Raw genomic sequence first — 26,013 nt, 5'->3', positions numbered from 1 at the left:
TGTAAGGCATTTTCACCTTATAGCAATTTCCCAATAAAAATTTTTTCCGTTTCATGAAAATTTATATTATTATTGAATGATACAAATTTTTATTATAAAAATCAAAGGAGACAGTTTTCAAATGGCTATCTTGCAAGGTTTAGCACTATTACTTGTTGTACTTTGTCTATTTACACTTTTTAGTTACCGTGCTCCTTACGGCATGAAAGCAATGGGTGCTTTAGCTAATGCAGCAATCGCAAGTTTTCTTATTGAAGCATTTCACCGTTATATCGGTGGAGAAATGTTTCATAATGACTTTCTACAATCAGTAGGAGAAGCTTCTGGTAGTATGAGCGGTGTCGCAGCAGCAATTTTAGTCGCACTAGCAATCGGTGTTTCACCTGTATATGCTGTTTTAATCGGTATCGCTACTAGTGGATTCGGTATTTTACCAGGATTTTTCGCTGGATACGTTTGTGCTTTCGTCGTGAAATTTCTCGAAAAGAAATTACCAGCTGGTGTAGAGTTTTTAGCAATTTTATTTATTGCTGCACCAATCTCACGAGGAATGGCAATGCTTATGGATCCGCTCGTGAACGCAACGCTCGGTAAAATCGGCTCTATGATTTCAGTTGCAACTACAGAAAGTCCTATCATTATGGGCATTATGCTTGGTGGATTAATCACAGTTATTTCTACCTCTCCATTAAGTTCTATGGCACTAACTGCAATGCTTGGATTAACAGGTTTACCAATGGCGATTGGTAGTCTTGCCGTAGCAGCCTCAGCCCCAATGAACTTTATTTTCTTTAAGCGATTAAAAATTTGCTCAAAGAAAGACACAATCGCTGTAGCAATCGAGCCTTTAACACAAGCGGATGTTGTTTCAGCAAATCCAATTCCAATTTATGCGACAAACTTCGTTGGCGGTGCGCTTGCTGGTATTATTACATCTCTTTTCCAGCTCGTTAATAATGCACCAGGAACAGCATCACCAATCCCAGGACTTCTTGTCTTATTCGGGTTTAATGACGTTGTAAAAGTAACGATTGCTGCTGTATTATGTGGAATCGTTACCACAATTGTTGGATACATCGGATCAATCGTGTTCCGTAAATATCCAATTCGTTCTGCTGATGAAATTCGTGGCATTACTTCGGAAGAGAAAGTAGCATAAGAAAAAGAGTTATTCTCATCGTTTGAGGATAACTCTTTTTTGTGTTGTGTGATGGTAAATGAAATTATATCGACGATTCAACAAGACATATCGACTTACCAACACATAACGATAAAGTAAGGGCCCCCTAATCATATAGGAGGCTCTTACTTTATCCAGCTAGAGCGGTTAGAATCTCCGGCCATTTCACACTCTCGGTCGAAGCCAAAAACGCTTCTCGTTCGAGCGTTCCAATGACCTGCAATTCTAAGTGAGCCGCTTCCGCTTTTATTCTATCCAGTTACGCCTCCTAGACCTTTGCGTCTAAGAACCTTCCCTGCCAAAAGGTAAGAAGCACCTTTTGCAGGAAAGAACCTTAGTCACCAGGTCTAAACAGTCGGCTTTACTTTTATTTCACCCAACCGAGCAGCATTTCCCGCACGAATTTGCTTGCTGCGACTGGCGTTTGATCACTATGGTCGTAGACAGGAGCTACTTCTACTAAGTCTGCTCCAACTACATTTATATTTGAATTTGCAATTGCCACGATGGAATCTAATAATTCTTTAGATGTGATACCTCCAGCTTCTAATGTTCCTGTTCCAGGAGCATGAGCTGGGTCTAATACGTCAATGTCAATTGTGACATAGACTGGGCGTCCTGCAAGTTTCGGTAATACTTCTTTTAACGGTTCTAATACGTCAAATTTATATAAGTTCATACCTACTTCTTTTGCCCATTCGAATTCTTCCTTCATTCCAGAACGAATACCGAAAGAATATACGTTTTCCGGACCAATTAAATCGCACACTTTACGAATTGGTGTAGAGTGAGATAAAGGCTCCCCTTCATACGATTCACGTAAATCAGTATGAGCATCCATATGGATGATCGCTAAATCCGGATATTTTTTTGCCATTGCCTTAAAAATTGGCCAAGACACTAAGTGCTCACCGCCGAGACCTAGTGGAAACTTATCGGCATCTAAAAGTTCTGATACATACTCTTCAATCATATCTATGCTGCGTTGTGCGTTTCCGAATGGTAATGGGATATCACCCGCATCAAAATATTTTACCTCTTCTAGTTCACGATCTAAATATGGGCTATATTCTTCAAGACCGATTGATACTTCACGAATACGTGCAGGGCCAAAGCGAGATCCTGGACGGTAACTTACTGTCCAATCCATAGGCATCCCGTAAATAACTACCTTTGACTCTTCAAAACTTGGATGACTTTTAATAAATACTTTACCTGAATAAGCTTCATCAAAACGCATATTCTTTTCCTCCTTATGTGGAACTTAAGGTATCCCAACCTTTCATTATTTCTCAAATTTGGAGCGAGCTGCTCCTCTTTCTCGATTTACCGGTGTCTTCTTTTTTACAATAAGAAGACGATTTTCTTTACAGAAGTGTAAATAGCTAGCATGTTCAAGTCTTCTGGACAAACACCTTAAATGAGCTACTTACACTTTATTTGTTCCATACGATTCTCTTACTTAATTAGATCGCCAACAAATTTCGGTAATGCGAATGCTGCATTGTGTAATTCTTTTGTGTAGTATTTCGTTTCGATTTCGTGGAAACGATCTTCACTTACTTCTAATGGATCATGTTTTTTAGATCCAATTGTGAATGTCCAAAGACCACTTGGGTAAGTTGGAATATTTGCTGTGTATAAACGAGTAATTGGGAAGATCTCTTTTACGTCTTTAAACACAGTCGTAATTAGTTCTGGTGTGAACCAAGGGTTGTCCGTTTGTGCAACGAAAATACCGTCTTCTTTTAATGCTTTTGAAATTCCAGCATAGAAGCCTTTTGTAAATAGGTTTACTGCTGGCCCTACTGGCTCAGTAGAATCTACCATAATTACGTCATATTCATTTTCGCTTTCTGCAATGTGTAGGAAACCGTCTCCTACTTTTACTTCTACACGCTCATTATCTAATGCGCCTGCAATTGATGGTAAGTATTGTTTAGAGTACTCAATTACTTTTCCATCGATTTCAACAAGAGTTGCTTTCTTTACGCTTGGGTGTTTTAACACTTCACGAATAACACCACCATCGCCACCACCTACAACTAATACGTTTTCAGGGTTTGGATGTGTAAATAAAGGTACGTGCGCTACCATTTCATGATAAACGAACTCATCTTTTTCTGTTGTCATAACCATGCCATCTAAAATAAGCATGTTTCCGAACTCTTCCGTTTCAACCATATCAAGTTTTTGGAATTCTGTTTGCTCCGTATGTAATGTGCGGTTAATACGCGCCGTAATCCCAAAATGTTTTGTTTGTTTTTCAGTGAACCATAGTTCCATCGTACAATCACGCCTTTCAATGCAAATTTATAATAGGGACATCATTAATGTCCCCTAACAAAAATAAAACAAAACATCAAAAATGTATAGTTAAAAGTACAAAAATACCGAAAATATATTTTAGTCAGAGGGTTCTAACATATACATATAAAGAAAACCCTTTCTTAAGAAAGGGCTTTTGTCTCTACTTCTACCGATTTACGAATTGGAATTAAGATCATTACGCAGCCAACTAACACAACAATCCCACCGACTAAAAATGGACTTTGCGGTGAAACTGTATGGCCAATAACTCCTGATAAAATCGGCGCAATTGCGCCACCTAACCAACGGACGAAGTTATAAACACCTGATGTAACAGATCTTTCATATGGTGAAATATCCATTACATAACTTGTAAATAATGCATTATTTAATCCTGATGCTAATCCTGATAGAACAATTAATACAATTTGTAACCACATAATTTTCACGAAGAATAGCGCAATTAAGAAAATCGCAAATACGAGTAAACTACCTTTCAACAATGCTTTCGGCTCATATTTACCTTCTAGCTTATGCGCTAAAATTGCAGAACCGTAGGCTAACGCTAATCCCCATCCACAGAATACAAATCCTAATTGAATAGCAGATAAATGCATAATAAGTGGTGAATATGCTAACACAACGAAAAATCCGTAGTAGTATAACATCCCTGAAATCGCACCTTGCATAAATGGCTTATACTTCACTAGGTTAAGTAATTCCCCTACGCCTGCTGCTTTACGTTTCACTTTTCGCTCTGGTTCTTTCACAAAAAAGAAAACTAAAATAAATGCTAAGAAAATTAAAATACTCGTCGCGAAAAACGGATAACGCCAAGAATGTCCACCTAATATACCACCTAATAAAGGCCCGCCTGCCATTCCTAAACCGATAGCTGCTTCATATAATCCAACTGCTTCATGAACCTCTTTACTTAATGCAATCAATAATGTCATCGCCGTTGCGAAGAACATCGCATTTCCTAATCCCCATCCAGCGCGGAAAAGAGATAATTGAGCAATCGTTTGCGATATACCACATATAAACGCAAATACAGTTACGATCGCAAGACCAATTGTCATCATTCGTTTATCACCAAATCTTGATGCAAATATTCCAGCTGGTAACATCATAATTGCCATCGTTAAAATATACGCCGTAAATAACATCTCGACTTGCCAATGCGTTGCACCAATCTTTTCAGCAATAATCGGCAAAATCGGGTCGACTACCCCTATACCCGAAAAGGCAAGAAAGGTAGCCACCACTGTAATCAATCTCCCCAGTTTTCGTTTGCTCTCCATTTTGATTACTCTCCTTTTGTATTCTCTAAAAATGTCACTGCACGATGTAAGCTATCCTCAAGTTCCGCCTTTACACGCTGCATTTGCTCCATTTTCTCGTCTAACGTTTGCACTTGTTTTTCAAGCATCTCTTTAATTTCTTGAATCACTTCACGGTCACGAGGATTCTCGCTATTTCTTCTCTGTTCCATTCTTTCTTTTAACGATAAGAAATGCTGCATTTCTTGTAGCGTAATTCCTAGTACTTCTTTCGCTTCCACAATCCTTTTAATCCTTGCGATATCCTCATCTGTATACAGGCGAATATTCCCCTCACTACGTTCAGGGGGATGAATTAAACCAATTTCCTCATAATAACGAAGTGTACGTTTTGTTAAACCAACTTGCTTTGTGACTTCATCAATCTTATACATGTTTATTCCTCCCTTCACTTGATTATTACATTTTACGTTAACGTTAACTTTTGTGCAACTGTTAGACTTTTGTAAATGTTTGTCATATTAAATTGTATTTTTTCCAAAGCAGTTTCATAATGAAAGAAAAGAGATGATAAGGAGAATTTCACATGAGTAAACCACTTATTTTCGCTCACCGCGGCGTAAAAGGAACACATCCCGAAAATACGATGATTGCCTTCCAAGAAGCTGAACGCATTGGCGCTCATGGAATTGAGCTTGATGTCCACCTATCAAAAGATGGTGAACTTGTCGTAATTCACGACGAAACAGTCGATCGTACAACAAATGGCATAGGGCTTGTTTCTGAAAAAACGGTAGAGGAGTTACAAGCTTTAGATGCTGGTAGCCATAAAGACCATTCTTTCCAGGAAGCAAAAATCCCAACGTTACGAGAAGTATTTATTTGGTTATCTACAACAAGCTTACAACTCAATATTGAATTAAAAACAGACGTGATTCACTATCCAAATATCGAAGAAAAAGTTGTAGCTCTTGTTCGAGAATATCATCTATCTAATCAAATTATATTCTCCTCATTTAACCATGAATCTGTTTCATTACTAGCAGAGATTGCTCCTGAAATTCCAAGAGCGATTTTATATGATACACCACTTGCTGATCCCATCGCTGAAGCAAAAACTAGAGAAGCAACTGGTTTACATCCAAACTTTGAACTACTAACACAGGAATTTGTTCAACTAGCACAAAAACAAGGGTACGTTTTCCGCCCGTATACAATTAACGAATACAAAGATTTACAAACTATGATTGATTATGGCGTAGATGTCATTATTACTGATTGGCCGGCACGTGCCTTTGAGCTCCTTTCTTAATTGAAGGAGCTTTTTGTTTTCCAAATTTCATTGTTTAAAATAACCGAAAACCCTCAATACTAATACAATAATGTTTGTATGAATGAGGGGCTGAAAAAGATGGATCAAACTATGAATCCGAAACTTAAAAAATATAAACGTCTTTTCTTCACCGTAATGTTTTCTTCTGTTCTTCTTTTCGTTTTTTCCTTTTTTGTTATTATTATAGTTGCAAAAATTATGGGACCTCCTCCTGTTGCTGTCCCGCAAACAAGTGTCTTTTACGCTAATGATGACACTGTTATAGGACAAAGTAATGAAATGCAAAAACGCTACAATGTATCTCTCAATGAAATCTCGCCTTATGTAAAAGAAGCGACACTATCTATCGAAGATCAACGATTCTACAAACATCATGGCTTTGATATGAAGCGTATTGCTGGTGCCATTGTTGCTGATTTAAAAGCGATGGCAAAAGTCCAAGGTGCTAGTACAATTACACAACAATACGCACGTAATCTATATTTAGATCATGATAAAACGTGGAAACGTAAACTATTAGAAGCAATGTACACAATCCGCCTTGAAGTAAACTATAATAAAAATCATATTTTAGAAGGATATTTAAATACAATTTATTACGGGCATGGTGCTTATGGAATCGAAGCTGCGTCTCGTCTATATTTCGATAAAACAGCAAAAGAATTAACATTAGCGGAGGCTAGTATGCTCGCAGGAATCCCAAAAGGACCTAGTGTCTACTCTCCCTTTTTAAAAGAGGATCGTGCGAAAGGACGACAATCTCTCATATTAGATGAAATGGTAGAACAAGGTTATATTACGAAGAAACAAGCAAATTCAGCGAAGAAAGAGCCATTAACTTTTGCCTCATTGGATACAAAAAAAGTCGCAGAGATTGCACCTTATTTCCAAGATGCTGTACAAGCTTCTCTTCTTCGTGATATCGGATTAGATGAACAAGCCTTACAAAAGGGGGGCCTGCGTATTTATACAACACTAGACCCTAAATTACAATCAGTTGCAGAGCAAGCTGTAAAAGATCACATACCTGAAACAACAAACATACAAACTGCTATCGTCTCTATGAATCCAAAAACAGGTGAAGTAGCTGCCCTTGTGGGAGGCACCGATTATAATAAGAGTCAATTTAACAGGGCTACACAAGCCGTTCGTCAGCCTGGTTCTACATTTAAGCCATTTCTATACTATGCGGCACTAGAACGAGGATTCACCCCTGCTACGCGCTTAAAAAGCGAATACACGGTATTTACTTTAGGTGATGGTATTTCAAAGTATAAACCAAAAAACTATAAAGATTACTATGCAGATGATTTCGTAACGATGGCACAAGCTCTCGCAGTCTCCGATAACATATATGCTGTGAAAACAAATTTATTTTTAGGTGAAGATATCCTTACAAAAACAGCGAAACAATTCGGAATTACGAGCGCATTAAAAGATGTTCCGTCTCTTGCTCTTGGCACATCTCCTGTAAAGCCAATTGAAATGGCAAATGCTTATAGTATGTTCGCAAACGGTGGAAAAGAAGTAAAACCGATTTTTATTCGCCGCATTATGGACCATGAGGGAAACATATTATACGATGCTCATCTGGAGAGTAAACAAGTCCTCGATAAAAGCAAAACATTTGTCATGGAAGAAATGATGACAGGTATGTTTAATAAAAACCTAAGTAGTTATGCCGCTGTAACTGGCCAATCGATGTTATCAAAACTATCAAGAACATATGCCGGAAAGTCTGGTTCTACAGAAACAGATAGTTGGATGATTGGGTTTACCCCGCAACTTGTAACTGGTGTGTGGGTCGGATACGATCAACCTAAATCGATTTCAAACGTAGCAGAACAAGGATATGCGAAAAAAATATGGACCGATACGATGGAAAAAGGATTAGATGGACAGCCTAAAAAAGAGTTCAAAAAGCCAAGTGATGTCGTAGCGGTGAATATTAACCCTGAAAACGGTAAGATTGCTACAAAAAATTGTCCAATTTCAGTGAAAATGTATTTTGCAAAAGGTACAGAGCCGACTGAATATTGTATGGATCATGTTGATGATAAAGAGGAATTTGAAAAAACAACTGAAGAAAAGAAAAAGACGGGTTGGTGGAAAAAATATCTCCCGTGGTAAGAAAGCTATCGTCATTCTTTGTCGGGAAATGGATACTCCTTTTCGAATCGTTGATATATTTTCCTATCCCATGGTCCCGATCTCCCAAAACAAAAAGGATGTCACCTAGTCAACAATCGACTAGTGAGACATCCTTTTCTTTTATTCACTTAATAATGCACGGCGCAATTCTTCACTAGACTCGTTCCAAATTGCTTCATTATGTTCTTTCAAGAACGTACCAAGTACTTTTTTAGATGATTCATCCATATGGTCAACCATAATGTGACGCTTCATTGATTTATCCATTTTGTTTACGTGCTCTGGAAGTGATTTATATCCACGGCGAATTTCACGGTCTACTGTCATTTCACAAGCTGTTACACCTGCATAATAAGCACCTGTTGCAGTTCTTTCAATCGTCACCCAAACAAGCCAAAATGGTTTACCGTTTGGAACTTCATCTTTATTTGTTAAAAACTTAATCCCTTTTTCTACTGTACTACGCGCATGCATCGCACCGATATCAACGAATGCTGTTTTCTCTAGTACATCGACAAATACGGGCGAAATGTTTTCTAGACTTAATGCCCCAACGCCAAAACCACCATGTCCATCTGTTGAATCATTTTTCACGATATTAAAACCGATTTTTTTCTTTTTCTCTGTCATATGTAAACTCCTCCTCACTTAATGATTATAAAAGGCCAAAAATAGGCGCAATGATACTGTCTAAAAATACAAATACATATGGAATGACAACATTGAAAATAGGTTGAATTGTATAATTGCTAAGCGGTGTAATAACAAGAATTAATAACGCTATTGCTCCATACTTTTCATACTGTGTCATTTTCGCACGAATATTTGTTGGTGCTAGATCTTCCACAACTCGATACCCATCAAGTGGCGGAATTGGTAATAAGTTAAATACAAGTAATACGATATTAAGCATAATAAAAATTCGGAAGAATTGAGCCAACGTATCTGCTACTGCAAATGGAATTGAGTCTAACACACCAAATGTTAATAGGCTATACCAAATAATTAAACCAATTGCACTTAAAATTAAGTTACTAATCGGTCCTGCAATAGAAACTAATATCCCTGCAAGACGTGGCTTTTTAAAGTTGTACGGGTTAACAGGCACTGGTCTTGCCCAACCGAACCCAAGAATTAATACAGCAATCATCCCGATGGGGTCTAAGTGAGCCATCGGTGATAACGTTAAACGCCCTTGTTTTTTTGCTGTATCGTCTCCAAATTTATATGCAACATATGCATGCGCAAATTCATGAACTGATAACGCAATAATAATGGCCATTGCTACCAACGGAATTTGGTGCAACGGATATCTAAATAACTGATCCATGATTCATCTCCTCTTCAATATGTCAAAAAAGAAAATATTTGTTTTTTCGATTGTTCTTCCCCATAATCCGCTATAATAAGAGTGTAACTTACATAAAAGGAGCGATTATATATGCCATACGTAACAGTGAAAATGCTAGAAGGACGCACAGAGGAACAAAAGAAAGCTCTTGCTGAGAAAGTAACAGCAGCAGTAAGCGAAACAACTGGTGCTCCTGAAGAAAACATCGTTGTTTTCATCGAAGAAATGTCTAAAAACCATTATGCAGTTGGCGGAAAACGCTTAAGCGACAAATAATTTCAAGTTCTTTCATAAGAAGCAGCTAAGAGCTGCTTCTTATTTTTTACCTTCTAGTAACTCGATGATTCTCTCTTTATATTTTCCTTTTCTTCCATCTTCATAGATTAGATCATGCGGATAGAATAATTTTTGATCCCTTCTCTTCTTACCAGTAATTGCTTCAACAATATCCGATTCACGTGAAAGCTCTCTAAGCTCTCCATTTGGCATAAGAAGTAAGATCGGCAGACGCTCTTCTTCTTCACCAGCACGGTAAAAGTCGTACGGTAAATCTGATGTTGAATCAACTACTAAATAGTATTCTGGATCGAGTCCAATCTTTTTAAATAAGCTACTTAATTCCATCCAATTATCTAAACCGTGCTTATCTGTAAACTCTACATATTTAAATAGGTTTCGATTCATAAAGCGGCGGCATAAATCACTTAATATTGGATCCTCTTCGTCTTGCCATACTTGGAAGTAATAATACATAACGTTCTCGTCTAACTTCAAATAATCCTCTACTGTTACTTCTTCTTCAAATAAAGAATAGAAATGAACCGGATGATTTTTAAATGTATAATACTTCTCATGCAATGATTTTGCACGGTGTAAAATCTTCGTTAAAATAACTTCAGCACTGCGCGTTACCGGATGGAAATATACTTGCCAATACATTTGGTAACGACTCATAATATAATGCTCAACAGCATGCATACCACTATTTTTAATAACTACTTGATTCCCATACGGACGCATGACACGCAGTATACGTTCCATATCAAAGTTTCCATACTTTACGCCTGTGAAATACGCATCTCTTAATAAGTAGTCCATACGATCTGCATCAATTTGACTGGAAATCATGCTAATCGCTAATTTATTCGTAGATGTTTTTGCGATTACATCAGCTACCTTTTGCGGAAAATCCTTATCCACACGGCTTAATATACGATTAATTTCCGTATCTCCAACGATAATTTTTTGCGTAAATTTCTCATGATCTAATGAAAATACTTTTTCAAACGAGTGAGAAAATGGGCCGTGACCGACATCATGAAGTAATGACGCACATAAACATAACAATCTATCTTCAGCATTCCAGTTCGGTCTGCCATCAAACACATCATCAATCATACGACGAATAATTTCATATACACCTAACGAATGAGTAAAGCGACTATGCTCTGCACCGTGAAATGTAAAAAATGTCGTTCCAAGCTGCTTAATACGGCGCAAGCGTTGAAATTCTTTCGTTCCGATTAAATCCCAAATAACACGATCGCGTACGTGCACATATTTATGTACCGGGTCTTTAAACACTTTTGTTTCGCTGAGTTTGTCGTTTAAATATACCACCTTCCGACATCCCCCTTTCTTTACTGCATTCTTACTATATATTATAAACGAAATAGGAAACAGAAAGAAATGAAAGACTATATTAATTGCCCTTATATAAAGAAAAAATCACTTTTACCAGAGTAAAAGTGATTTTTTCTTTATATATTATTTCCCTAAAACGAACTCAGAAACTTCATCTAAGATCATTTCGAAATAGGAAACAGAAAGAAATGAAAGACTATATTAATTGCCCTTATATAAAGAAAAAATCACTTTTACCAAGTGATTTTTTCTTTATATATTATTTCCCTAAAACGAACTCAGAAACTTCATCTAAGATCATTTCTTTACCTAGTGGGAAGTAACCTTTGTTTAAGTCTTCGTTTTTAATTGTAAACACGTGGTTGTTTTTAACAGCATTCATATTTTTCCAAATTGATTCTTCTTGGAATTCTTTTAGGCGCTGAGAACCGTCACCAGTCGTAAATACGAATAAGTAATCTGGATTGTAATCGATTAAAGCTTCTTTTTGTACTTGTACTAACGGTTTATCAGTTGGTGTACCTTTAACTGCTGGTAATTTTAAATCATTAAAGATTACGCTACCGTAACCATAGTCACCGTATACACGGAAAGCATTCGGATATGCAGCCATTTTCATGAATTTAGCATCGCCAGTTTTCGCAACGATTTTGTCATGTATTTTGCTTGCTTTTTCGTCATACTGTTTGAACCATTCTTTTGTTTCTTTCTCTTTACCGAAGATTTGACCTACTTCTTCGAATTTTGGACGCCATTGGTCTAATGGAGTTTTTAACATAACTGTTGGTGCAATTTTAGACAATTGATCATAAATCTTCTCTTGACGATTGTTTACAAGAATTAAATCTGGTTTTGCAGCAGCTACCGCTTCGATGTTAATTTTATCGCCCCAAGCAGAACCAACTGGTTTTACGTCTTTTAATTTCTTTTCAATATGTGCATCAATTTTTTCTTGAGATGTATTAGCAGTAATAATTGGTTTCATACCAAAAATTAATAATTCTTCTGTTGAACCACTAAGGTCAGCAATTTTCTTTGGATTTGCAGGGATTTTACTTTCCCCTTTTGCGTGTTGTACAGTGCGCTCTTCAGTCTTCGCATCCTTCGCATCTGCTTTCTTCTCTTCTTTGTTAGAACAAGCTGCAAATAGTACAGAAGTAACGACTAGTACCATTGCTAATAACGCCATTTTAAAATTCTTCATGTTCCCACTCCTTCTAGCTGTATTTCTCTTATAAGTTACAGTGAACTATAAGAAACAAGATTAACAATTAATCAATATATATTTATTAATTGTTGTTTATGCCCCGTTCTAACGGGTGTTCAACTTCCTATTTACTAATAAGAAGCTCAACGTCCATTAGAAGCCCCCCTCTTTACGAGGGGGATTCTACTTATGCTTTTTGACGCAATTGATTACTAATCATCGCTAAATCATATGTTAAACAAATTGGCTTACAGTTTACTGGACATGGAACAATTTGAGCTTCGATCTCAAATACACTGCGAAGTGTTTCACTTGTCATTACTTCATCTGGCGTTCCTTGTTTCATTAACTTACCTGCTTTTAGTGCAATCATATGATCTGAGAAACGAGAAGCATGGTTTAAGTCATGGATAACCATAACAATCGTTCTACCTTCTTCTTCATTTAACTTTTTCAATAAGTTTAATACTTCTAATTGATGAGCCATATCTAAGTACGTTGTCGGTTCATCTAATACGAGTAATTCTGTCCCTTGTGCAAGAGCCATCGCAATCCATACGCGTTGGCGTTGCCCACCTGATAATGCCTCTGCTGGACGATTTGCGAATTCTGTCATTCCCGTCACTTCAAGTGCCCAATGAATGTAGCGATAATCCTCTTCTTTCAACGTTCCAAATCCTTTTTGATGAGGAAAGCGTCCATATGAAACGAGTTCAAACACAGTAAGGCCAGTTGGCACTTCTGCAGTCTGTGGTAAAATCGCCATTTTCTTTGCGATTTCTTTCGTTGGCTGTTTCTCAATTGCTTTTCCATCAAGATAAACAGTACCTTTTTTTGCCTTCAAAATACGAGAAGCCGTTTTTAATAATGTGGACTTTCCACAACCATTTGGTCCGATAATTGTTGTAATTTTCCCTTCCGGAATTTCAACTGTTAATCCATCAATAATTAACCCTTCATTATAGCCAACAGATACCGCATCAACTGCTAAAGTTGCCATACAAAAAGCCTCCCTTTATTTTGTCCTCATAAGTAAGTATATGAAATACGGTGCACCAATTACGGAAATAACAAGACCGACTGGTATTTCTGAAGTTGGTAACACACTTCTTGAAATTACGTCTGCGAATAAAAGTAAAAACGTTCCTATTAATGCAGCTGTAGGCAGCATAATTTGATGCTTACCACCAACGAGGCGCCTTGCTAAATGTGGAGCCATTAAACCGATAAAACCAATTCCTCCGGCAACAGCGACAGATGCACCTGCTAAACAAACTGCAATAAATAATAATTTACGTCTTTCTTTTTCTACGTTTACACCAAGACCCACTGCTGTAGAGTCGCCTAGGTTCATTACATTTAATATGTGCGCCTTACTAATAGCAAGTGGCAAGAATATAACCATCCATGGAAGTACACTTAGCACGAATTTCCAATCTGTACCCCACAGACTTCCCGCTAACCAAATCGTAGCAAAACGGAAATCATTAGATGTCATCTTCATAGAAAAAATTAAACTAACAGCACCAAATCCGGCTGCAACGGCGATACCAACAAGTATCAATCGAGTAGATGAAACGCCGTCTTTCCATGCTAGTAAATAAATAATAACCGCTGCTAATATCGCTCCAACTAACGCGAAAAATGGGAGGATAAATACAGATAAAAATGTACCAGTCCCAACTTTCCCGAAGAAAAAGTAGACGAATATAACAACTGTTAATCCCGCTCCAGCGTTAATACCGATAATACCTGGATCAGCAAGTGGATTTCGTGATAATCCTTGCAAAATCGCACCTGACATTGCTAAAGCAGATCCAACTAATATAGCAATAACCATACGTGGCATACGGAATTCAAATAAAATAACAGACTGATCTTCAGCACCAAGTCCAACCAATGACTTTAATACGTCCATTGGCGGTATTTTAAATGTCCCTGTATTTAAACTTATTAAAAATACAGCAACGATTAATCCTACTAAAATCGTTAGAACAGAAACGTTCTTTTTTGTTAAGACACTTGTCCTCACATTTTCCCTCTCCCTTCGTTACGTGCTAAGTAGAGGAAGAATGGAACCCCAATTAGCGCTGTAATTGCTCCAATTGGCGTTTCAAACGGCGGGTTAATAACGCGAGATAACATATCTGCACATTCAATTAACAGCCCACCTAAGACCGCAGAACATGGAATAACCCATCTATAGTCTGAGCCTACAAGGAAACGAGTCATATGTGGGATTACAAGACCAACAAATCCAACCGATCCTGCCATAGAAACCGCAGAACCTGTTAACACAAGAACAAGTACTGTTCCGATAAATTTAATTAATGTCGTATTTTGACCAAGTCCAATCGCAATTTCTTCACCGAAGCTCAAAATTGTAATATACCTGGACATCATAATTGCAATAAAGAGACAAACTAGGCCAATCGGTACTAACATATTAATACTTTCCCATTTCACTCCAGCAACTCCACCTGCATTCCACATACTCACCTCTTGGGCAAGATTGAAATACAGCGCAATTCCAGATGAAATGGCCCCTAATAAAGCACTAATTGCTGCACCTGCTAAAGCTAATTTCACAGGTGTTAATCCACCTGGTGAAGAAGACCCAATTCCATATACAATGCTCGCACCAAAAGCAGCTCCAATAAAAGATGCGATAACGAACATTAAATAAGGTGAATTAGGGAAGAATGCATACATAATTGCAATTCCGAATACAGCGCCATCTGTAATCCCCATTAAAGATGGTGATGCCAGTGGGTTTCTCGTCATACCTTGCATAATTGCTCCTGATACCGCTAAAAAAGCACCTGCAACTACGCCCCCTATTGCTCTAGGCATGCGAAGTTCCTGAATTACGTTATGATGCGTAATAGAACCGTCAAACTGAAACACAGCTTGCCATACAGTCTTTAAATTAATATCTGCAGCACCAAACGAAATAGACAATGCCATGCTTAAAGCTAACAAAACTGTACCTACTACTAAAATAATAGAAGCTATGAGCGGTCTACTCTTAATCTCTTTAACATTCACATCTTGCTGTTCTATACTCCTTGCGCTCACTTCCATCCCTCAACCATCCTAACCAACAACATATATTTAATTTAATGAAATGAAATTTATTCTCAAATAGTAATAAAAAAATTAGGTGAATCGTTCTTTCCCTGATAATGATTCTCAGAATCAGACACCTTCTATTCTACCTATCGTTTCCAAAGACTGTCAACTATTATTTTGAAATACAAATTCATATAGGTCGAGCTCCCAATAAATAGATAACGCCCATCTGTCATTAACTATTATCGTCAGCAATTAAGCTTCCACAGAATAAATCCTTCCTCTTATGGGCATAAAAAAAGAAGAGGAATCTGTTCACTCTTCTTTTTCTTACTTATTTAACTTTACTTCAATCTTTGTAATTAATTCATCTTCTGTTGGAGCCGCAACTGGACGATTATTTACAAATGCGAATGATTTTTTACGACCAGGGCCACAGTAAGACTGACATCCAACTTCAATTGTCGCACATGAATCTACTTTTTTTAACTTCGGAATCAACGTTTTAACGTTCGTTGCTTGACAATCATCACACACACGAAATTCGTTTCCCATTATATAACACTTCCTCTATTTTAAACTTTTCTCAAGTACATTTAAAAATAAACACTAAATGGTATTTTACCGCTCTTTGAAGCTCGTTGCAAGTTTCCTTGCGACGCTCTTTCTTCATATAATGCTACATATTTATCCCTCTATTTGCGGGCAGTAAGACTCCTACCCTAGAATTCGGTGAATGCGAGAGAGTTAGGTGGGGGATAAATGCCCGATTGGTAAAGGTTAATAATCAGCGGGGATGGAAAGAAAAACCCACTGATTAAAGTTTCACTTTATATGCTCTCCTACAGAAGCTCTCATCATTCATAGCAAAATTTTCACCTTGCATCGAAATCTACCATATTTTTAAAAGCTTTGTATAAAAGCTCATTTTTTTGCCCATTATAAAAATAGGAAGTTCATAAAAAGAAAGGGAGTTGAATCTATGAAAGTAAGACAAGATGCTTGGACGGATGAGGACGATTTATTACTTGCTGAAACTGTACTTCGTCACGTTCGAGAAGGAAGTACTCAATTAAATGCGTTTGAAGAAGTAGGAGATCAATTAAATCGTACATCGGCTGCCTGTGGTTTCCGCTGGAATGCTGTTGTTCGCTATAGTTATGAACAAGCTCTTCAACTAGCAAAAAAACATCGTAAAGATAAAATGCGTGCTGCAAGCGGTGAACAAGCGAAGAAACGTTTACTTTATACACCACCAGCTTCAGATTCGATAACTGATTATGAAGAATTCGTACAAGAGGAATCAATCGTACAATATAAAGAAGCTATTCCATATCAAGAAGCTACTATTCCTGCTGCAAGAAGCTCTATGACAATGCAAGATGTTATCTATTTTTTACAAACAGTCGGATCTTCAAATATAAAAGTGACAGCTCTTGAAAACGAGAATACGAGATTGAAACAAGAAATTAAAGCACAAATCCTTCGGAATGAAGAACTAGAAAAGAAACTAGAAAAGTTAGAAAAACAATCTCATACCGTACAAGAAGATTACGAAACACTTATGAACATTATGAACCGAGCTCGTAAGTTGGCAGTCATGGATGACGAAGAACGTTCTCAAACATCTTTCCGAATGGATCGAAACGGTAATTTAGAAAAAATTGCAGAATAAAAAGGATGCATTACATGCATCCTTTTTATTATTTCATCGTTAAACTTTCCCTTTATATATGAGAAAACCCGTTTCTACATTTTTTGTTATAATAGAGATTGTCATTTTAAAGATAAGGGGTTAGTTATATGAGCAATTCCCGTTCCATTTTATCTCAGCCAGAGTGGCGTATTGTAGATCAGTCTAGTTTGGGACCAACATTCCATGCATTGCAGTCATTCGCAATGGATGACACATTATGCACAAGTATCGGAAATGGTCAATCAGCTGCAACAATGCGTTCTTGGGTTCATCACAATACAATTGTTCTTGGCATTCAAGATTCACGCCTACCACACTTGGAGGAAGGTATTTCCTTTTTAAAGGAAAACAACTTCAATGTTATCGTTCGTAATTCCGGTGGACTTGCAGTTGTACTCGATGAAGGTGTTTTAAACGTATCACTTTTATTCCAAGAGACGGAAAAAGGTATCGATATTGATCTTGGATACGATACAATGTGGCATTTAATTAAAGAAATGTTAAAAGATTACGATGTCACAATCGAGGCAAAAGAAATTGTTGGTTCTTACTGTCCTGGTAGCTATGACTTAAGTATTCGCGATCAAAAATTCGCTGGCATTTCACAGCGCCGTATTCGCGGTGGTGTCGCTGTCCAAATTTATCTCTGTGCTACAGGAAGTGGCTCTGAACGTGCCACACTCGTTCGTGACTTCTACAACCTAGCCATTCAAGGAGAAGAAACACGCTTTACGTATCCTGAGATTGTACCGAGTACGATGGCCTCACTCTCAGAATTACTTGGCGAAACCATTACAGTACAAGATTTAATGATGCGCCTTTTAAAAACACTGCAGCAATTCGCTCCAAAGTTAACACCATCTCAATTAACAATAGATGAAATTCCTTTATATGAGACGAATTTACAACGTATTATTGATCGTAACAATAAAGCACTTGGCTTAGAAAAATAAAGACCGTCGCTATTATAGCGACGGTCTTTATTTCAATTCATTATAGAATTAAAGTGCTTGAGCTGCTGTAATTAAAGCTAACTTGTACACTTCTTCTTCGTTACATCCACGTGATAGGTCATTTACAGGCATGTTTAAACCTTGTAAGATTGGTCCTACTGCTTCGAAGTTACCTAAACGTTGAGCGATTTTGTAACCGATATTACCAGCTTCTAAGCTTGGGAATACGAATACGTTAGCATCACCTTTAATTGTAGAACCTGGAGCTTTTTTCTCAGCTACAGATGGTACGAATGCAGCATCGAATTGGAATTCTCCATCTAAAGTTAATTCTGGAGCCATTTCTTTTGCAATGCGAGTTGCTTCTACAACTTTTTCTGTTTCTGGAGATTTCGCAGAACCTTTTGTAGAGAAGCTTAACATAGCAACGCGTGGGTCAATACCGAATAATTCAGCAGTTTTCGCACTCTCGATACCAATTTCAGCTAAATCTTGGCTGTTTGGTGCAATGTTAATTGCACAATCAGCGAATACATATTTCTCTTCTTCACGTACCATGATGAATACGCCAGAAGTTTTTGTAACGCCTGGTTTTGTTTTAATGATTTGAAGTGCTGGACGAACTGTATCAGCTGTAGAGTGAGCTGCACCACTTACTAAACCGTGTGCTTTGCCCATGTATACAAGCATTGTACCGAAGTAGTTTTCGTCTTTAAGGATTTTGCGAGCGTCTTCTTCAGTTGCTTTACCTTTACGGCGTTCAACGAAAGATGCTACCATTGCATCCATTTCTTCGTATGTAGCTGGATCATAAATATCAACGCCTGCTAATGTTAAATTCATGCTAGCAGCTTTTGCGCTAATTTCTTCTTTATTACCAACTAAAATTGGTTTTACTAACTCTTCTTTTGCTAAACGCTCTGCAGCGCCTAAAATTCTTTCATCAGTTCCTTCAGGAAGTACGATAGAAATGCCTTTTCCTTGAACTTTTTCTTTTACTGTTGTAAATAAGTTGCTCACGAATAAACCCTCCTACATATGTTAAAAAAACTCTATCTTTAAGAATACTGCTTTTCCTCTATATTTTAAACTTATAGCTCCCAAAAAATAGATAAAATGAAAATGATTATATTTTCATAAAATTCAGCATAGAAATAAAGCCCCTTTAATCCTTATCTTCTCCGATTTTCAAGTAAATTAAAATGTGACAATTTTATGTGCCAAGGTTTTATATAGATGCTTTTAAAACTATATATGCTATAGTTAACGTGTAAAACTATCATTAACTGAGGTGAATAGAATGAGTGAAGCAACAACAACGTTAGATGGCTGGTATTGTTTACATGATTTACGTTCTATTGATTGGGCTGCATGGAAAACATTATCTAGCGACGAACGCGGACAAGCTGTGTCTGAATTTTTAAATGTCGTTGAAAAATGGAACGAAGTAGCTACTGCAAAAAAAGGCAGTCATGCAATGTATACAGTTGTTGGCCAAAAAGCTGATATTATGCTTATGATTTTACGTCCAACAATGGAAGAGTTAAATGAAATTGAGACAGAATTGAATAAAACAACATTAGCTGAATATATGGTTCCTGCATACTCTTACGTATCTGTTGTTGAACTAAGCAACTATCTTCCAGCTGATGAAGATCCATACCAAAACCCACAAATCTTAGCTCGCTTATATCCAGACCTACCAAAAGCAAATCATATTTGCTTCTATCCAATGGACAAGCGTCGCCAAGGTGATGACAACTGGTACATGCTTCCTATGGAAGAACGTAAAAAAATGATGTACAGTCATAGTAAAATCGGTCGCCAGTACGCAGGTAAAGTACGCCAAGTCATTTCAGGATCAGTCGGATTCGACGATTTCGAGTGGGGCGTAACATTATTCGCTGATGATGTTCTTCAATTTAAGAAACTTATATATGAAATGCGCTTCGATGAAGTAAGTGCTCGTTATGGTGAATTCGGAACATTTTTCGTTGGAAACATTCTACCAGACGAAAAGGTAGAGAAATTTCTACACATATAAAGTGAAACTTTAATCAGCCCTCACCAATCGGGCTTTTACGGGCAGTTGATATCCCTCCTAACTCCTTTGCTTTCGCTGAATTTCGAGGTAGAAATCTTACTGCCCAGTAAATAACGGGATAAATCGTAAAAAAGGAACGAAATTCGTTCCTTTTTTTATTATCTTCTATACTTCTCTTCAAAAAACTTCTTTTCTCTGCAAATTTGAACAAAAATCGACAAATTCTTTTCAAATTTCTAGTAAAATTGTAACCTTTTCATATCCAAATTTATGCTAAAATGGTACGAGCTACATGCTAATAACGATGCGAAGGTGATAATCTATATGAAGAAAATCTTGTCTATTTTACTAGCGCTTTTATTGTCAATTTCTTCCTTAGGAGTAACAACATCCCATGCGGAAGAAAAAATACATATAGAGGCGGCAGCTGCACTTCTATTTGATGCAGATACAGGAAAAATACTGCATGAACAAAATCCAGATGAATTACTAGCTATTGCTAGTATGTCAAAATTAATTGTTGTTTATGCTGTATTAGAAGCAATTAAAGAGGGAAAAATCACTTGGGATACAAAGGTAAACATTTCTGATTACGCTTATGAAGTTTCACGTAATAATGAATTCTCTAATGTTCCGTTTGAAAAGGGGCGTCAATATACTGTAAGAGAATTATATCATTCTATCGTTATCTTCTCTGCAAACGGATCTAGTATTGCCTTAGCAGAACTACTTGCAGGAAGTGAAAAAAACTTCTTAAATCTTGCAAATGAACATGCAAAAAAACTAGGGTTAAAGAAATATAAATTTGTAAACGCTACTGGGTTAAATAACGCTGACTTAAAAGGAAAACATCCTGAGGGTACTGATTCAAATGCAGAAAACTCTATGTCAGCTCGCGATATGGGTATTCTTTCAAAAACAATGATTACAAAGTATCCAGAAATGCTAGAGGATACAAAACAAAGATTTAGAAACTTCCCGGACAATCATCCGAAACCAATTCGTATGGAAAACTGGAACTGGATGTTACCGGGTGCCGCTTTCTCTTATGAAGGAACAGATGGTTTAAAAACAGGAAGTTCTGATACAGCTGGATACGGATTTACTATTACTGCTAAACGTGGTGATGTACGTCTTATTTCAGTTATTATTAAAACAAAATCAATGGACGAGCGCTTCACAGAATCTCGTGAATTAATTGAATACGGGTTTAATAACTTCGAAAAACAAAAGCTAAAAGTGAATAAAAACAATACAATTTCTGTAGTAAAAGGAAAAGAAGATCAAGTAACTGTTGCACCGGAAAAAGAAATAACAGTAATTGCGAAAAAAGGTAGCAAAGATCCTTATAAAATTGGGACTGAAGTAGATAAATCTCTTGCTGAAGATGGACATTTAGTTGCTCCTATTAAGAAAGATGCCAAAGTAGGCTCCATTACTTTAGAATCAACTGATAAATATGGTTTCTTAGACGGTAGTAAAAGTATGAAAGTTACTGCAAAAACGACAGAAGAAGTTGAAAAAGCAAATTGGTTTGTGTTAACAATGCGCTCTGTTGGAGATTTTTTCTCAAACTTATGGTCTAAAGTATTTTAATGATGAAAAGCTGGCTCACGCTAGCTTTTTTTATTTTCCTCTCTCAATGTAAAACTTCGTTTGGTTGTCATATCTGAGTCCTTTTTCTCATACGTATGAACTAGTAATTGTTCCACACTTCATCTAGAAATAAACCTCTTTCCAAAGGGTATTCCAAAAAGAGAGGTGACACATAATGGGTGTTATTGCGCATACAGAAGAAGACGTAAAGTTGTTAGCTAGACTCATGCGCGCCGAAGCTGAAGGAGAAGGACAACAAGGCATGCTAATGGTTGGAAATGTCGGTGTAAATCGTGTCCTCGGAAATTGTTTAGATTTTAAAAAAGTACGGAACTTACGTCAGATGGTTTATCAAAATCCTGGTGGTTTTGAGGCTACCCAAAAGGGATATTTTTATCAACGAGCACGCGAACAAGACATTGCCTTAGCAAGGCGGACTATTCAAGGACAACGTTTTTGGCCTGCAAATTTCGCTTTATGGTTTTTCAGACCTGAAGGTCCTTGCCCACCAACTTGGTATGACCAGCAAAACTCTGGACGATTTAAAAAACATTGCTTCTTCCAGCCATCTGCTGGAGACTGTCCAAGCGTATATTAAGGAATGAAAATGAGGAGGGATTTTTGAATGGCACAGCAACAGAATCCATACTATGGAACAGGTTTTTATCAACCATCTGGAACTTATGTACAACCGCAACAAATGACTGCACAACAACAGCAACAGCAGCAAGCGATGCAACAACAAGTTGCTCAAGCTCAATTGGCAGTTTCTCAAGGTATGTTACCATTAGAACAGTCTTATATTGAAAATATTCTTCGCTTGAACAAGGGCAAACAAGCTACGGTTGTAATGACTTATGAGCGCGGTAGCTCACTCGGTACACAATCGTATACAGGTATTATCGAAGCTGCTGGTCGTGATCATATTGTAATTAGTGAGCCACAATCCGGGAAACGTTATTTACTATTGATGATTTACTTAGATTATGTAGAATTCCCAGAAGAAATTATGTATTTACCTAGTCAACAAGCAACTTATGCTCCAAGACCATAAAAAAAGCTGGCATATGCCAGCTTTTGTTTTTATAACCCTTTTACAACTGCAGTTCCGACTAAGATCCACGCCACGATAAACGCTACACCACCAAGAGGTGTAATTGGTCCAAAGAACTTAATGCCTGTTGTGCTTAACGCATACAGACTACCTGAGAACATAATAATCCCAGCTACCATAAGCCAACCAGCAGTAGTTAAAAGTGATGATTGAATCTTATCCATTAATAAGGCAACTACGAATAGCCCACCTGCATGGAACATTTGATATGTAACGCCTGTTTTCCAAACTTCTAACATTTTTGCAGAAATTTTATTTTCTAAACCGTGTGCTCCAAATGCCCCTAACGCAACAGATAGCCCTGCTGCAATACAACCTAGTAAAAAGAAAATTTTCATTTTAATTCCCCTTTTTTATTTTTATCATAAGCAATTTTCACATATAATCCAAACGATTTAATTCTTAAAAATCAAATAACGAATTACCATTTGCGCCTTCTTCTTTTATATACACAGGTTCTCCAGAAACTGGCATAACTGGTTGAACAGTTGTTATAGGCTGCGTTCCAATTACTTGCGATTGAATTTGCGGCTCTCTATAAGTAGAAGATTCAACCTGTTCATCTAATAGTAAATCACATAAAGCACGCACAACTAATAAATGATCTTTTGATTTTTGTCCTTCACTACTTTTTGCCTTTGCAATTTCATTCGCCATTTTATTTAAAATCTTATCGCTCGATATTTGCATTCCTTATCACCTCGTACTTTGTAGTTCTTTCTCAAATTGCCCCAGCTTCTCTACTGAACCAAATACTATTATCATATCATGTTCTTGCAATTTTTCATGCCCCGTCGGATTATGTATAACATTCCCATTTCTCAAAATCGCTAAAATTGTTACATCAAATTGATTTCTCACATCACTCTCTAGTAAAGATTTACTAGCTAAAATAGAGCCTTTTCCGACTGCAATTTCTTCAATTACAAATGACTGATCCACGCCATACAGTACTGTATCAATATAATGAACTGTTAGCGGATTCGCAATACCTTTTGCAATATGAATTCCTGCCATACTAGATGGATTAATCACCTTATTTGCACCCGCACGCCTTAATTTGTCTTCGGTTTCTGGTTTTTCCGCTCTTGCCACAATTTTAATTGCATCGTTTAATCCTCTTGCGGTTAATGTAATAAATACATTTTCAGCGTCATTGGCTACGATAGCAACTAGACCGGCTGCCTTTGAAATTCCAGCATGATGTAACACTTGGTCTTCCGTTGCATCCCCATGTACATACAAAAGTTTTTCCTTCTCCAATATACTTTCATCTTTATCCACGACGACAAATGGAATTTTCTTTTCTTGCAATTCATGTACAACTTGAAGCCCCACTCTACCGCAACCACATACGATAATATGATTTTGTAACTGTGCTATTTGTTTATCCATCTTCTTCCTCCGTACTGCATGAAATAAATTCCCTTCAATAATCATAGCTGCCACTACACCAATTGCATACGTAACAATACCAACGCCAACCGGTATGATAAGAAGCGCAAATACTTTCCCTGCATGTGTTACAGGAACGGCATCTCCGTATCCAACAGTTAATACGGTAATCATCGTCATCCAAAATGCTTGAAACAAACTAATCTCTTCAATTGTCATAAATCCTAACGTTCCTAGAATTACAACAAAGGTCATACATATAACTGCTATCCATAATTGCTTACGTGCATTCATATCGTGTTTCAACTCTTTTCTCTATCTACAATCTTTGCCAGTGGAAATGAAATACATATATACTAGATATGGAATCTATGAAAGAGGTTGATATAATGAAAACATTTCTTTCCGCCTTACAATGGGCGCTATTTATTTTAGCTGGAAGCCTTATTGTACCAATTAGCGTCGCAACTAGTTATGGTCTCGATGGAGCTGAAGCTATTGCATTTGTACAAAGAACATTATTTGTTCTTGGCTTTGCTGGTCTACTGCAAGCTATATTTGGACATAAACTTCCTATTCAAGAAGGTCCTGCGGGCCTTTGGTGGGGGATTTTCTCCCTTTATGCAAGTTTAGGTGTCGTATTATTTGGATCAAGTAATGAAACACTTAAAGTCCTTCAATACGCCTTCCTATTAAGTGGTATCATTTGTATTATTCTTAGTGTTTTAGGACTCATTGATAAGCTCGTTCGCTATTTTACACCGACAGTTATTGGAACTTATTTATTTCTTCTTGTCGCACAACTTAGCGGTTCCTTCTTAAAGGGAATGTTCGGCCTTGACGGACAACATACAGAAGTACAAGCCGACGTATTTATTCTTTCACTCATTGTTATTTTACTATCCTTTTTCATTATGAAGCTACCTATTATTGGACAATATTCCGTTCTTTTCAGTATTGTCTGCGGCTGGATATTATTTGCATGCTTCGGATTATCTAATCCAGTAACGCCTGTGACAGATATAATCCGTTTTCCATCCCTATTTGTTTTCGGAATGCCTCGCATTGAATGGAACATGGCAATTACGGTAGTTTTCGTTACACTATTACTTCTAACAAATATGTTAGCAAGCATTCGCGTTGTGCAAAAGATTGTCTCTAAGTATGAAGAAGATGCTGCACCAGATCGTTTCAAACAAGCTGGCATTATAACAGGAATCAATCAATTACTAGGCGGTCTATTCTCAGCTATTGGACCTGTCGCCATTTCTGGATCAGCAGGGTTTATTGCAACGACTAATATTTATAAGCGGCTCCCATTTATGTTAGGATCAAGCTTTATTATTGTCGTTAGTATATTTCCAAAGATCACTTCATTCTTTGCAGCAATCCCGGTTGCAGTTGGTTATGCTGCTATCTATCCTGTATTTGCAAGTATGATTGGTCTAGCCTTCCGTGAATACGACACAGTACAAAATAAAGAACAATTATTTAAGGTAGCGGGTCTTTCCATCTTTACTGGAGTCGGAGTTATGTTCGTTCCAGCTGGAGCATTTTCTACGCTCCCACCATTTCTAGCATCATTTTTAAGTAACGGTCTCGTTCTTGGATCTGTCATGGCAATTTTGCTCGAAATACTATTTTCTCGTTCTACAGAAAAACAACTATCGTAAATTGGAAAACT

General features: G+C 37.2%; 27 protein-coding genes. 11 read left to right on the top strand and 16 right to left on the bottom strand.

Features of this window, described 5'->3' with window-relative positions:
* The first annotated feature begins 121 nt into the window (after positions 1-121).
* A complete protein-coding gene (locus tag DN390_RS00850; protein WP_000996323.1) occupies positions 122-1,159 on the top strand; it encodes a PTS sugar transporter subunit IIC in 1,038 nt (345 codons plus the stop codon).
* 388 nt (positions 1,160-1,547) lie between these two features.
* On the opposite strand, the gene speB is transcribed toward DN390_RS00850, so the two are convergent.
* From speB to DN390_RS00830, 4 genes are all read right to left on the bottom strand, one after another.
* A complete protein-coding gene (gene speB / locus DN390_RS00845) occupies positions 1,548-2,420 on the bottom strand; it encodes an agmatinase (protein WP_063223915.1) in 873 nt (290 codons plus the stop codon).
* A 218-nt stretch (positions 2,421-2,638) separates the two neighbouring features.
* Positions 2,639-3,466, bottom strand: a complete 828-nt coding sequence (speE, locus tag DN390_RS00840; protein WP_060632991.1) for a polyamine aminopropyltransferase — start codon at positions 3,464-3,466, stop codon at positions 2,639-2,641.
* Positions 3,467-3,630: 164 nt separating this feature from the next.
* A complete protein-coding gene (locus tag DN390_RS00835) occupies positions 3,631-4,794 on the bottom strand; it encodes an MFS transporter (RefSeq protein WP_098198990.1) in 1,164 nt (387 codons plus the stop codon).
* A 5-nt stretch (positions 4,795-4,799) separates the two neighbouring features.
* Complete coding sequence (locus DN390_RS00830) at positions 4,800-5,207, bottom strand: MerR family transcriptional regulator (RefSeq protein ID WP_000276566.1); 408 nt, start codon at positions 5,205-5,207, stop codon at positions 4,800-4,802.
* A gap of 152 nt (positions 5,208-5,359) precedes the next feature.
* On the opposite strand from DN390_RS00830, the gene DN390_RS00825 reads away from it, so the two are divergent.
* Both DN390_RS00825 and DN390_RS00820 read left to right on the top strand, forming a co-directional pair.
* Positions 5,360-6,085 (top strand): glycerophosphodiester phosphodiesterase, encoded by a 726-nt coding sequence (locus DN390_RS00825; RefSeq protein ID WP_098608566.1) that lies wholly within the window; start codon positions 5,360-5,362, stop codon positions 6,083-6,085.
* A gap of 99 nt (positions 6,086-6,184) precedes the next feature.
* A complete protein-coding gene (locus tag DN390_RS00820; protein ID WP_147806373.1) occupies positions 6,185-8,236 on the top strand; it encodes a transglycosylase domain-containing protein in 2,052 nt (683 codons plus the stop codon).
* 141 nt (positions 8,237-8,377) lie between these two features.
* Here DN390_RS00820 and DN390_RS00815 read toward each other — a convergent pair whose 3' ends face one another.
* Positions 8,378-8,887 carry a YwhD family protein gene (locus tag DN390_RS00815; RefSeq protein WP_000136683.1) on the bottom strand — a complete coding sequence of 170 codons (510 nt, stop codon included), beginning with the start codon at positions 8,885-8,887 and terminating at the stop codon, positions 8,378-8,380.
* A gap of 25 nt (positions 8,888-8,912) precedes the next feature.
* The gene (locus DN390_RS00810) at positions 8,913-9,587 is read right to left on the bottom strand and encodes a site-2 protease family protein (protein ID WP_060632996.1); all 675 of its coding nucleotides are present in this window, start codon (positions 9,585-9,587) and stop codon (positions 8,913-8,915) included.
* A gap of 111 nt (positions 9,588-9,698) precedes the next feature.
* Between DN390_RS00810 and DN390_RS00805 the strand changes: the two genes are divergently transcribed.
* Positions 9,699-9,884 (top strand): 2-hydroxymuconate tautomerase, encoded by a 186-nt coding sequence (locus tag DN390_RS00805; RefSeq protein WP_001147171.1) that lies wholly within the window; start codon positions 9,699-9,701, stop codon positions 9,882-9,884.
* A gap of 39 nt (positions 9,885-9,923) precedes the next feature.
* Here DN390_RS00805 and DN390_RS00800 read toward each other — a convergent pair whose 3' ends face one another.
* The 6 genes from DN390_RS00800 to DN390_RS00775 form a co-directional block, all read right to left on the bottom strand.
* Positions 9,924-11,228 carry an HD domain-containing protein gene (locus tag DN390_RS00800; RefSeq protein WP_000262747.1) on the bottom strand — a complete coding sequence of 435 codons (1,305 nt, stop codon included), beginning with the start codon at positions 11,226-11,228 and terminating at the stop codon, positions 9,924-9,926.
* A 283-nt stretch (positions 11,229-11,511) separates the two neighbouring features.
* The gene (locus tag DN390_RS00795; RefSeq protein ID WP_147806372.1) at positions 11,512-12,456 is read right to left on the bottom strand and encodes an ABC transporter substrate-binding protein; all 945 of its coding nucleotides are present in this window, start codon (positions 12,454-12,456) and stop codon (positions 11,512-11,514) included.
* 190 nt (positions 12,457-12,646) lie between these two features.
* Positions 12,647-13,459 carry an ABC transporter ATP-binding protein gene (locus DN390_RS00790; RefSeq protein WP_060632998.1) on the bottom strand — a complete coding sequence of 271 codons (813 nt, stop codon included), beginning with the start codon at positions 13,457-13,459 and terminating at the stop codon, positions 12,647-12,649.
* Positions 13,460-13,474: 15 nt separating this feature from the next.
* Positions 13,475-14,491 (bottom strand): FecCD family ABC transporter permease, encoded by a 1,017-nt coding sequence (locus DN390_RS00785; RefSeq protein ID WP_097951377.1) that lies wholly within the window; start codon positions 14,489-14,491, stop codon positions 13,475-13,477.
* A complete protein-coding gene (locus tag DN390_RS00780; protein WP_060633000.1) occupies positions 14,488-15,543 on the bottom strand; it encodes a FecCD family ABC transporter permease in 1,056 nt (351 codons plus the stop codon). The genes DN390_RS00785 and DN390_RS00780 overlap by 4 nt, the downstream gene beginning before the upstream one ends.
* Before the next feature lie 318 nt (positions 15,544-15,861).
* Complete coding sequence (locus DN390_RS00775; protein ID WP_000526076.1) at positions 15,862-16,086, bottom strand: YuzB family protein; 225 nt, start codon at positions 16,084-16,086, stop codon at positions 15,862-15,864.
* 427 nt (positions 16,087-16,513) lie between these two features.
* On the opposite strand from DN390_RS00775, the gene DN390_RS00770 reads away from it, so the two are divergent.
* Both DN390_RS00770 and lipL read left to right on the top strand, forming a co-directional pair.
* Complete coding sequence (locus DN390_RS00770) at positions 16,514-17,206, top strand: RsfA family transcriptional regulator (protein ID WP_060633001.1); 693 nt, start codon at positions 16,514-16,516, stop codon at positions 17,204-17,206.
* A 128-nt stretch (positions 17,207-17,334) separates the two neighbouring features.
* On the top strand, positions 17,335-18,180 hold the full coding sequence (gene lipL, locus DN390_RS00765; RefSeq protein ID WP_147806371.1) for an octanoyl-[GcvH]:protein N-octanoyltransferase: 846 nt from the start codon (positions 17,335-17,337) through the stop codon (positions 18,178-18,180).
* A 48-nt stretch (positions 18,181-18,228) separates the two neighbouring features.
* Here the strand turns inward: lipL and pta are convergent, their stop codons facing one another.
* Positions 18,229-19,200, bottom strand: a complete 972-nt coding sequence (pta, locus tag DN390_RS00760; RefSeq protein WP_000067215.1) for a phosphate acetyltransferase — start codon at positions 19,198-19,200, stop codon at positions 18,229-18,231.
* Between the two features lie 280 nt (positions 19,201-19,480).
* On the opposite strand from pta, the gene hemQ reads away from it, so the two are divergent.
* From hemQ to gerQ, 4 genes are all read left to right on the top strand, one after another.
* Positions 19,481-20,224 (top strand): hydrogen peroxide-dependent heme synthase, encoded by a 744-nt coding sequence (gene hemQ / locus DN390_RS00755; RefSeq protein WP_060633003.1) that lies wholly within the window; start codon positions 19,481-19,483, stop codon positions 20,222-20,224.
* A gap of 324 nt (positions 20,225-20,548) precedes the next feature.
* The gene (locus DN390_RS00750) at positions 20,549-21,820 is read left to right on the top strand and encodes a serine hydrolase (protein ID WP_060633004.1); all 1,272 of its coding nucleotides are present in this window, start codon (positions 20,549-20,551) and stop codon (positions 21,818-21,820) included.
* Between the two features lie 175 nt (positions 21,821-21,995).
* A complete protein-coding gene (gene cwlJ, locus DN390_RS00745) occupies positions 21,996-22,418 on the top strand; it encodes a cell wall hydrolase CwlJ (protein ID WP_060633005.1) in 423 nt (140 codons plus the stop codon).
* Positions 22,419-22,445: 27 nt separating this feature from the next.
* A complete protein-coding gene (gene gerQ, locus DN390_RS00740; RefSeq protein ID WP_060633006.1) occupies positions 22,446-22,874 on the top strand; it encodes a spore coat protein GerQ in 429 nt (142 codons plus the stop codon).
* A gap of 29 nt (positions 22,875-22,903) precedes the next feature.
* On the opposite strand, the gene DN390_RS00735 is transcribed toward gerQ, so the two are convergent.
* The 3 genes from DN390_RS00735 to DN390_RS00725 form a co-directional block, all read right to left on the bottom strand.
* Positions 22,904-23,272 carry a DUF423 domain-containing protein gene (locus tag DN390_RS00735; protein ID WP_000688311.1) on the bottom strand — a complete coding sequence of 123 codons (369 nt, stop codon included), beginning with the start codon at positions 23,270-23,272 and terminating at the stop codon, positions 22,904-22,906.
* Positions 23,273-23,336: 64 nt separating this feature from the next.
* Positions 23,337-23,624, bottom strand: coding sequence for a YwdI family protein (locus DN390_RS00730; protein WP_060633007.1), 288 nt, complete (start codon positions 23,622-23,624; stop codon positions 23,337-23,339).
* Positions 23,625-23,630: 6 nt separating this feature from the next.
* Complete coding sequence (locus DN390_RS00725; RefSeq protein ID WP_147806380.1) at positions 23,631-24,623, bottom strand: potassium channel family protein; 993 nt, start codon at positions 24,621-24,623, stop codon at positions 23,631-23,633.
* Between the two features lie 95 nt (positions 24,624-24,718).
* Here DN390_RS00725 and DN390_RS00720 point away from each other — a divergent pair, with 95 nt between their 5' ends.
* A complete protein-coding gene (locus tag DN390_RS00720; protein ID WP_060633009.1) occupies positions 24,719-26,002 on the top strand; it encodes a purine/pyrimidine permease in 1,284 nt (427 codons plus the stop codon).
* The last annotated feature ends 11 nt before the right edge of the window (positions 26,003-26,013 follow it).

The sequence above is a fragment of the Bacillus sp. SH7-1 genome (genome assembly GCF_008042405.1).
GTDB lineage: Bacteria > Bacillota > Bacilli > Bacillales > Bacillaceae_G > Bacillus_A > Bacillus_A thuringiensis_N.
This window is presented reverse-complemented; position numbering and strand designations above follow the sequence as displayed.

What these genes read in the sequence shown, in the direction of transcription:
- DN390_RS00850 (WP_000996323.1), top strand. Translation starts at nt 122, where the DNA reads ATGGCTATCTTGCAAGGTTTAGCACTATTACTTGTTGTACTTTGTCTA.
- speB (WP_063223915.1), bottom strand. Translation starts at nt 2,420, where the DNA reads ATGCGTTTTGATGAAGCTTATTCAGGTAAAGTATTTATTAAAAGTCAT.
- speE (WP_060632991.1), bottom strand. Translation starts at nt 3,466, where the DNA reads ATGGAACTATGGTTCACTGAAAAACAAACAAAACATTTTGGGATTACG.
- DN390_RS00835 (WP_098198990.1), bottom strand. Translation starts at nt 4,794, where the DNA reads ATGGAGAGCAAACGAAAACTGGGGAGATTGATTACAGTGGTGGCTACC.
- DN390_RS00830 (WP_000276566.1), bottom strand. Translation starts at nt 5,207, where the DNA reads ATGTATAAGATTGATGAAGTCACAAAGCAAGTTGGTTTAACAAAACGT.
- DN390_RS00825 (WP_098608566.1), top strand. Translation starts at nt 5,360, where the DNA reads ATGAGTAAACCACTTATTTTCGCTCACCGCGGCGTAAAAGGAACACAT.
- DN390_RS00820 (WP_147806373.1), top strand. Translation starts at nt 6,185, where the DNA reads ATGGATCAAACTATGAATCCGAAACTTAAAAAATATAAACGTCTTTTC.
- DN390_RS00815 (WP_000136683.1), bottom strand. Translation starts at nt 8,887, where the DNA reads ATGACAGAGAAAAAGAAAAAAATCGGTTTTAATATCGTGAAAAATGAT.
- DN390_RS00810 (WP_060632996.1), bottom strand. Translation starts at nt 9,587, where the DNA reads ATGGATCAGTTATTTAGATATCCGTTGCACCAAATTCCGTTGGTAGCA.
- DN390_RS00805 (WP_001147171.1), top strand. Translation starts at nt 9,699, where the DNA reads ATGCCATACGTAACAGTGAAAATGCTAGAAGGACGCACAGAGGAACAA.
- DN390_RS00795 (WP_147806372.1), bottom strand. Translation starts at nt 12,456, where the DNA reads ATGAAGAATTTTAAAATGGCGTTATTAGCAATGGTACTAGTCGTTACT.
- DN390_RS00790 (WP_060632998.1), bottom strand. Translation starts at nt 13,459, where the DNA reads ATGGCAACTTTAGCAGTTGATGCGGTATCTGTTGGCTATAATGAAGGG.
- DN390_RS00780 (WP_060633000.1), bottom strand. Translation starts at nt 15,543, where the DNA reads ATGGAAGTGAGCGCAAGGAGTATAGAACAGCAAGATGTGAATGTTAAA.
- DN390_RS00775 (WP_000526076.1), bottom strand. Translation starts at nt 16,086, where the DNA reads ATGGGAAACGAATTTCGTGTGTGTGATGATTGTCAAGCAACGAACGTT.
- DN390_RS00770 (WP_060633001.1), top strand. Translation starts at nt 16,514, where the DNA reads ATGAAAGTAAGACAAGATGCTTGGACGGATGAGGACGATTTATTACTT.
- lipL (WP_147806371.1), top strand. Translation starts at nt 17,335, where the DNA reads ATGAGCAATTCCCGTTCCATTTTATCTCAGCCAGAGTGGCGTATTGTA.
- hemQ (WP_060633003.1), top strand. Translation starts at nt 19,481, where the DNA reads ATGAGTGAAGCAACAACAACGTTAGATGGCTGGTATTGTTTACATGAT.
- DN390_RS00750 (WP_060633004.1), top strand. Translation starts at nt 20,549, where the DNA reads ATGAAGAAAATCTTGTCTATTTTACTAGCGCTTTTATTGTCAATTTCT.
- cwlJ (WP_060633005.1), top strand. Translation starts at nt 21,996, where the DNA reads ATGGGTGTTATTGCGCATACAGAAGAAGACGTAAAGTTGTTAGCTAGA.
- gerQ (WP_060633006.1), top strand. Translation starts at nt 22,446, where the DNA reads ATGGCACAGCAACAGAATCCATACTATGGAACAGGTTTTTATCAACCA.
- DN390_RS00735 (WP_000688311.1), bottom strand. Translation starts at nt 23,272, where the DNA reads ATGAAAATTTTCTTTTTACTAGGTTGTATTGCAGCAGGGCTATCTGTT.
- DN390_RS00730 (WP_060633007.1), bottom strand. Translation starts at nt 23,624, where the DNA reads ATGCAAATATCGAGCGATAAGATTTTAAATAAAATGGCGAATGAAATT.
- DN390_RS00725 (WP_147806380.1), bottom strand. Translation starts at nt 24,623, where the DNA reads ATGAATGCACGTAAGCAATTATGGATAGCAGTTATATGTATGACCTTT.
- DN390_RS00720 (WP_060633009.1), top strand. Translation starts at nt 24,719, where the DNA reads ATGAAAACATTTCTTTCCGCCTTACAATGGGCGCTATTTATTTTAGCT.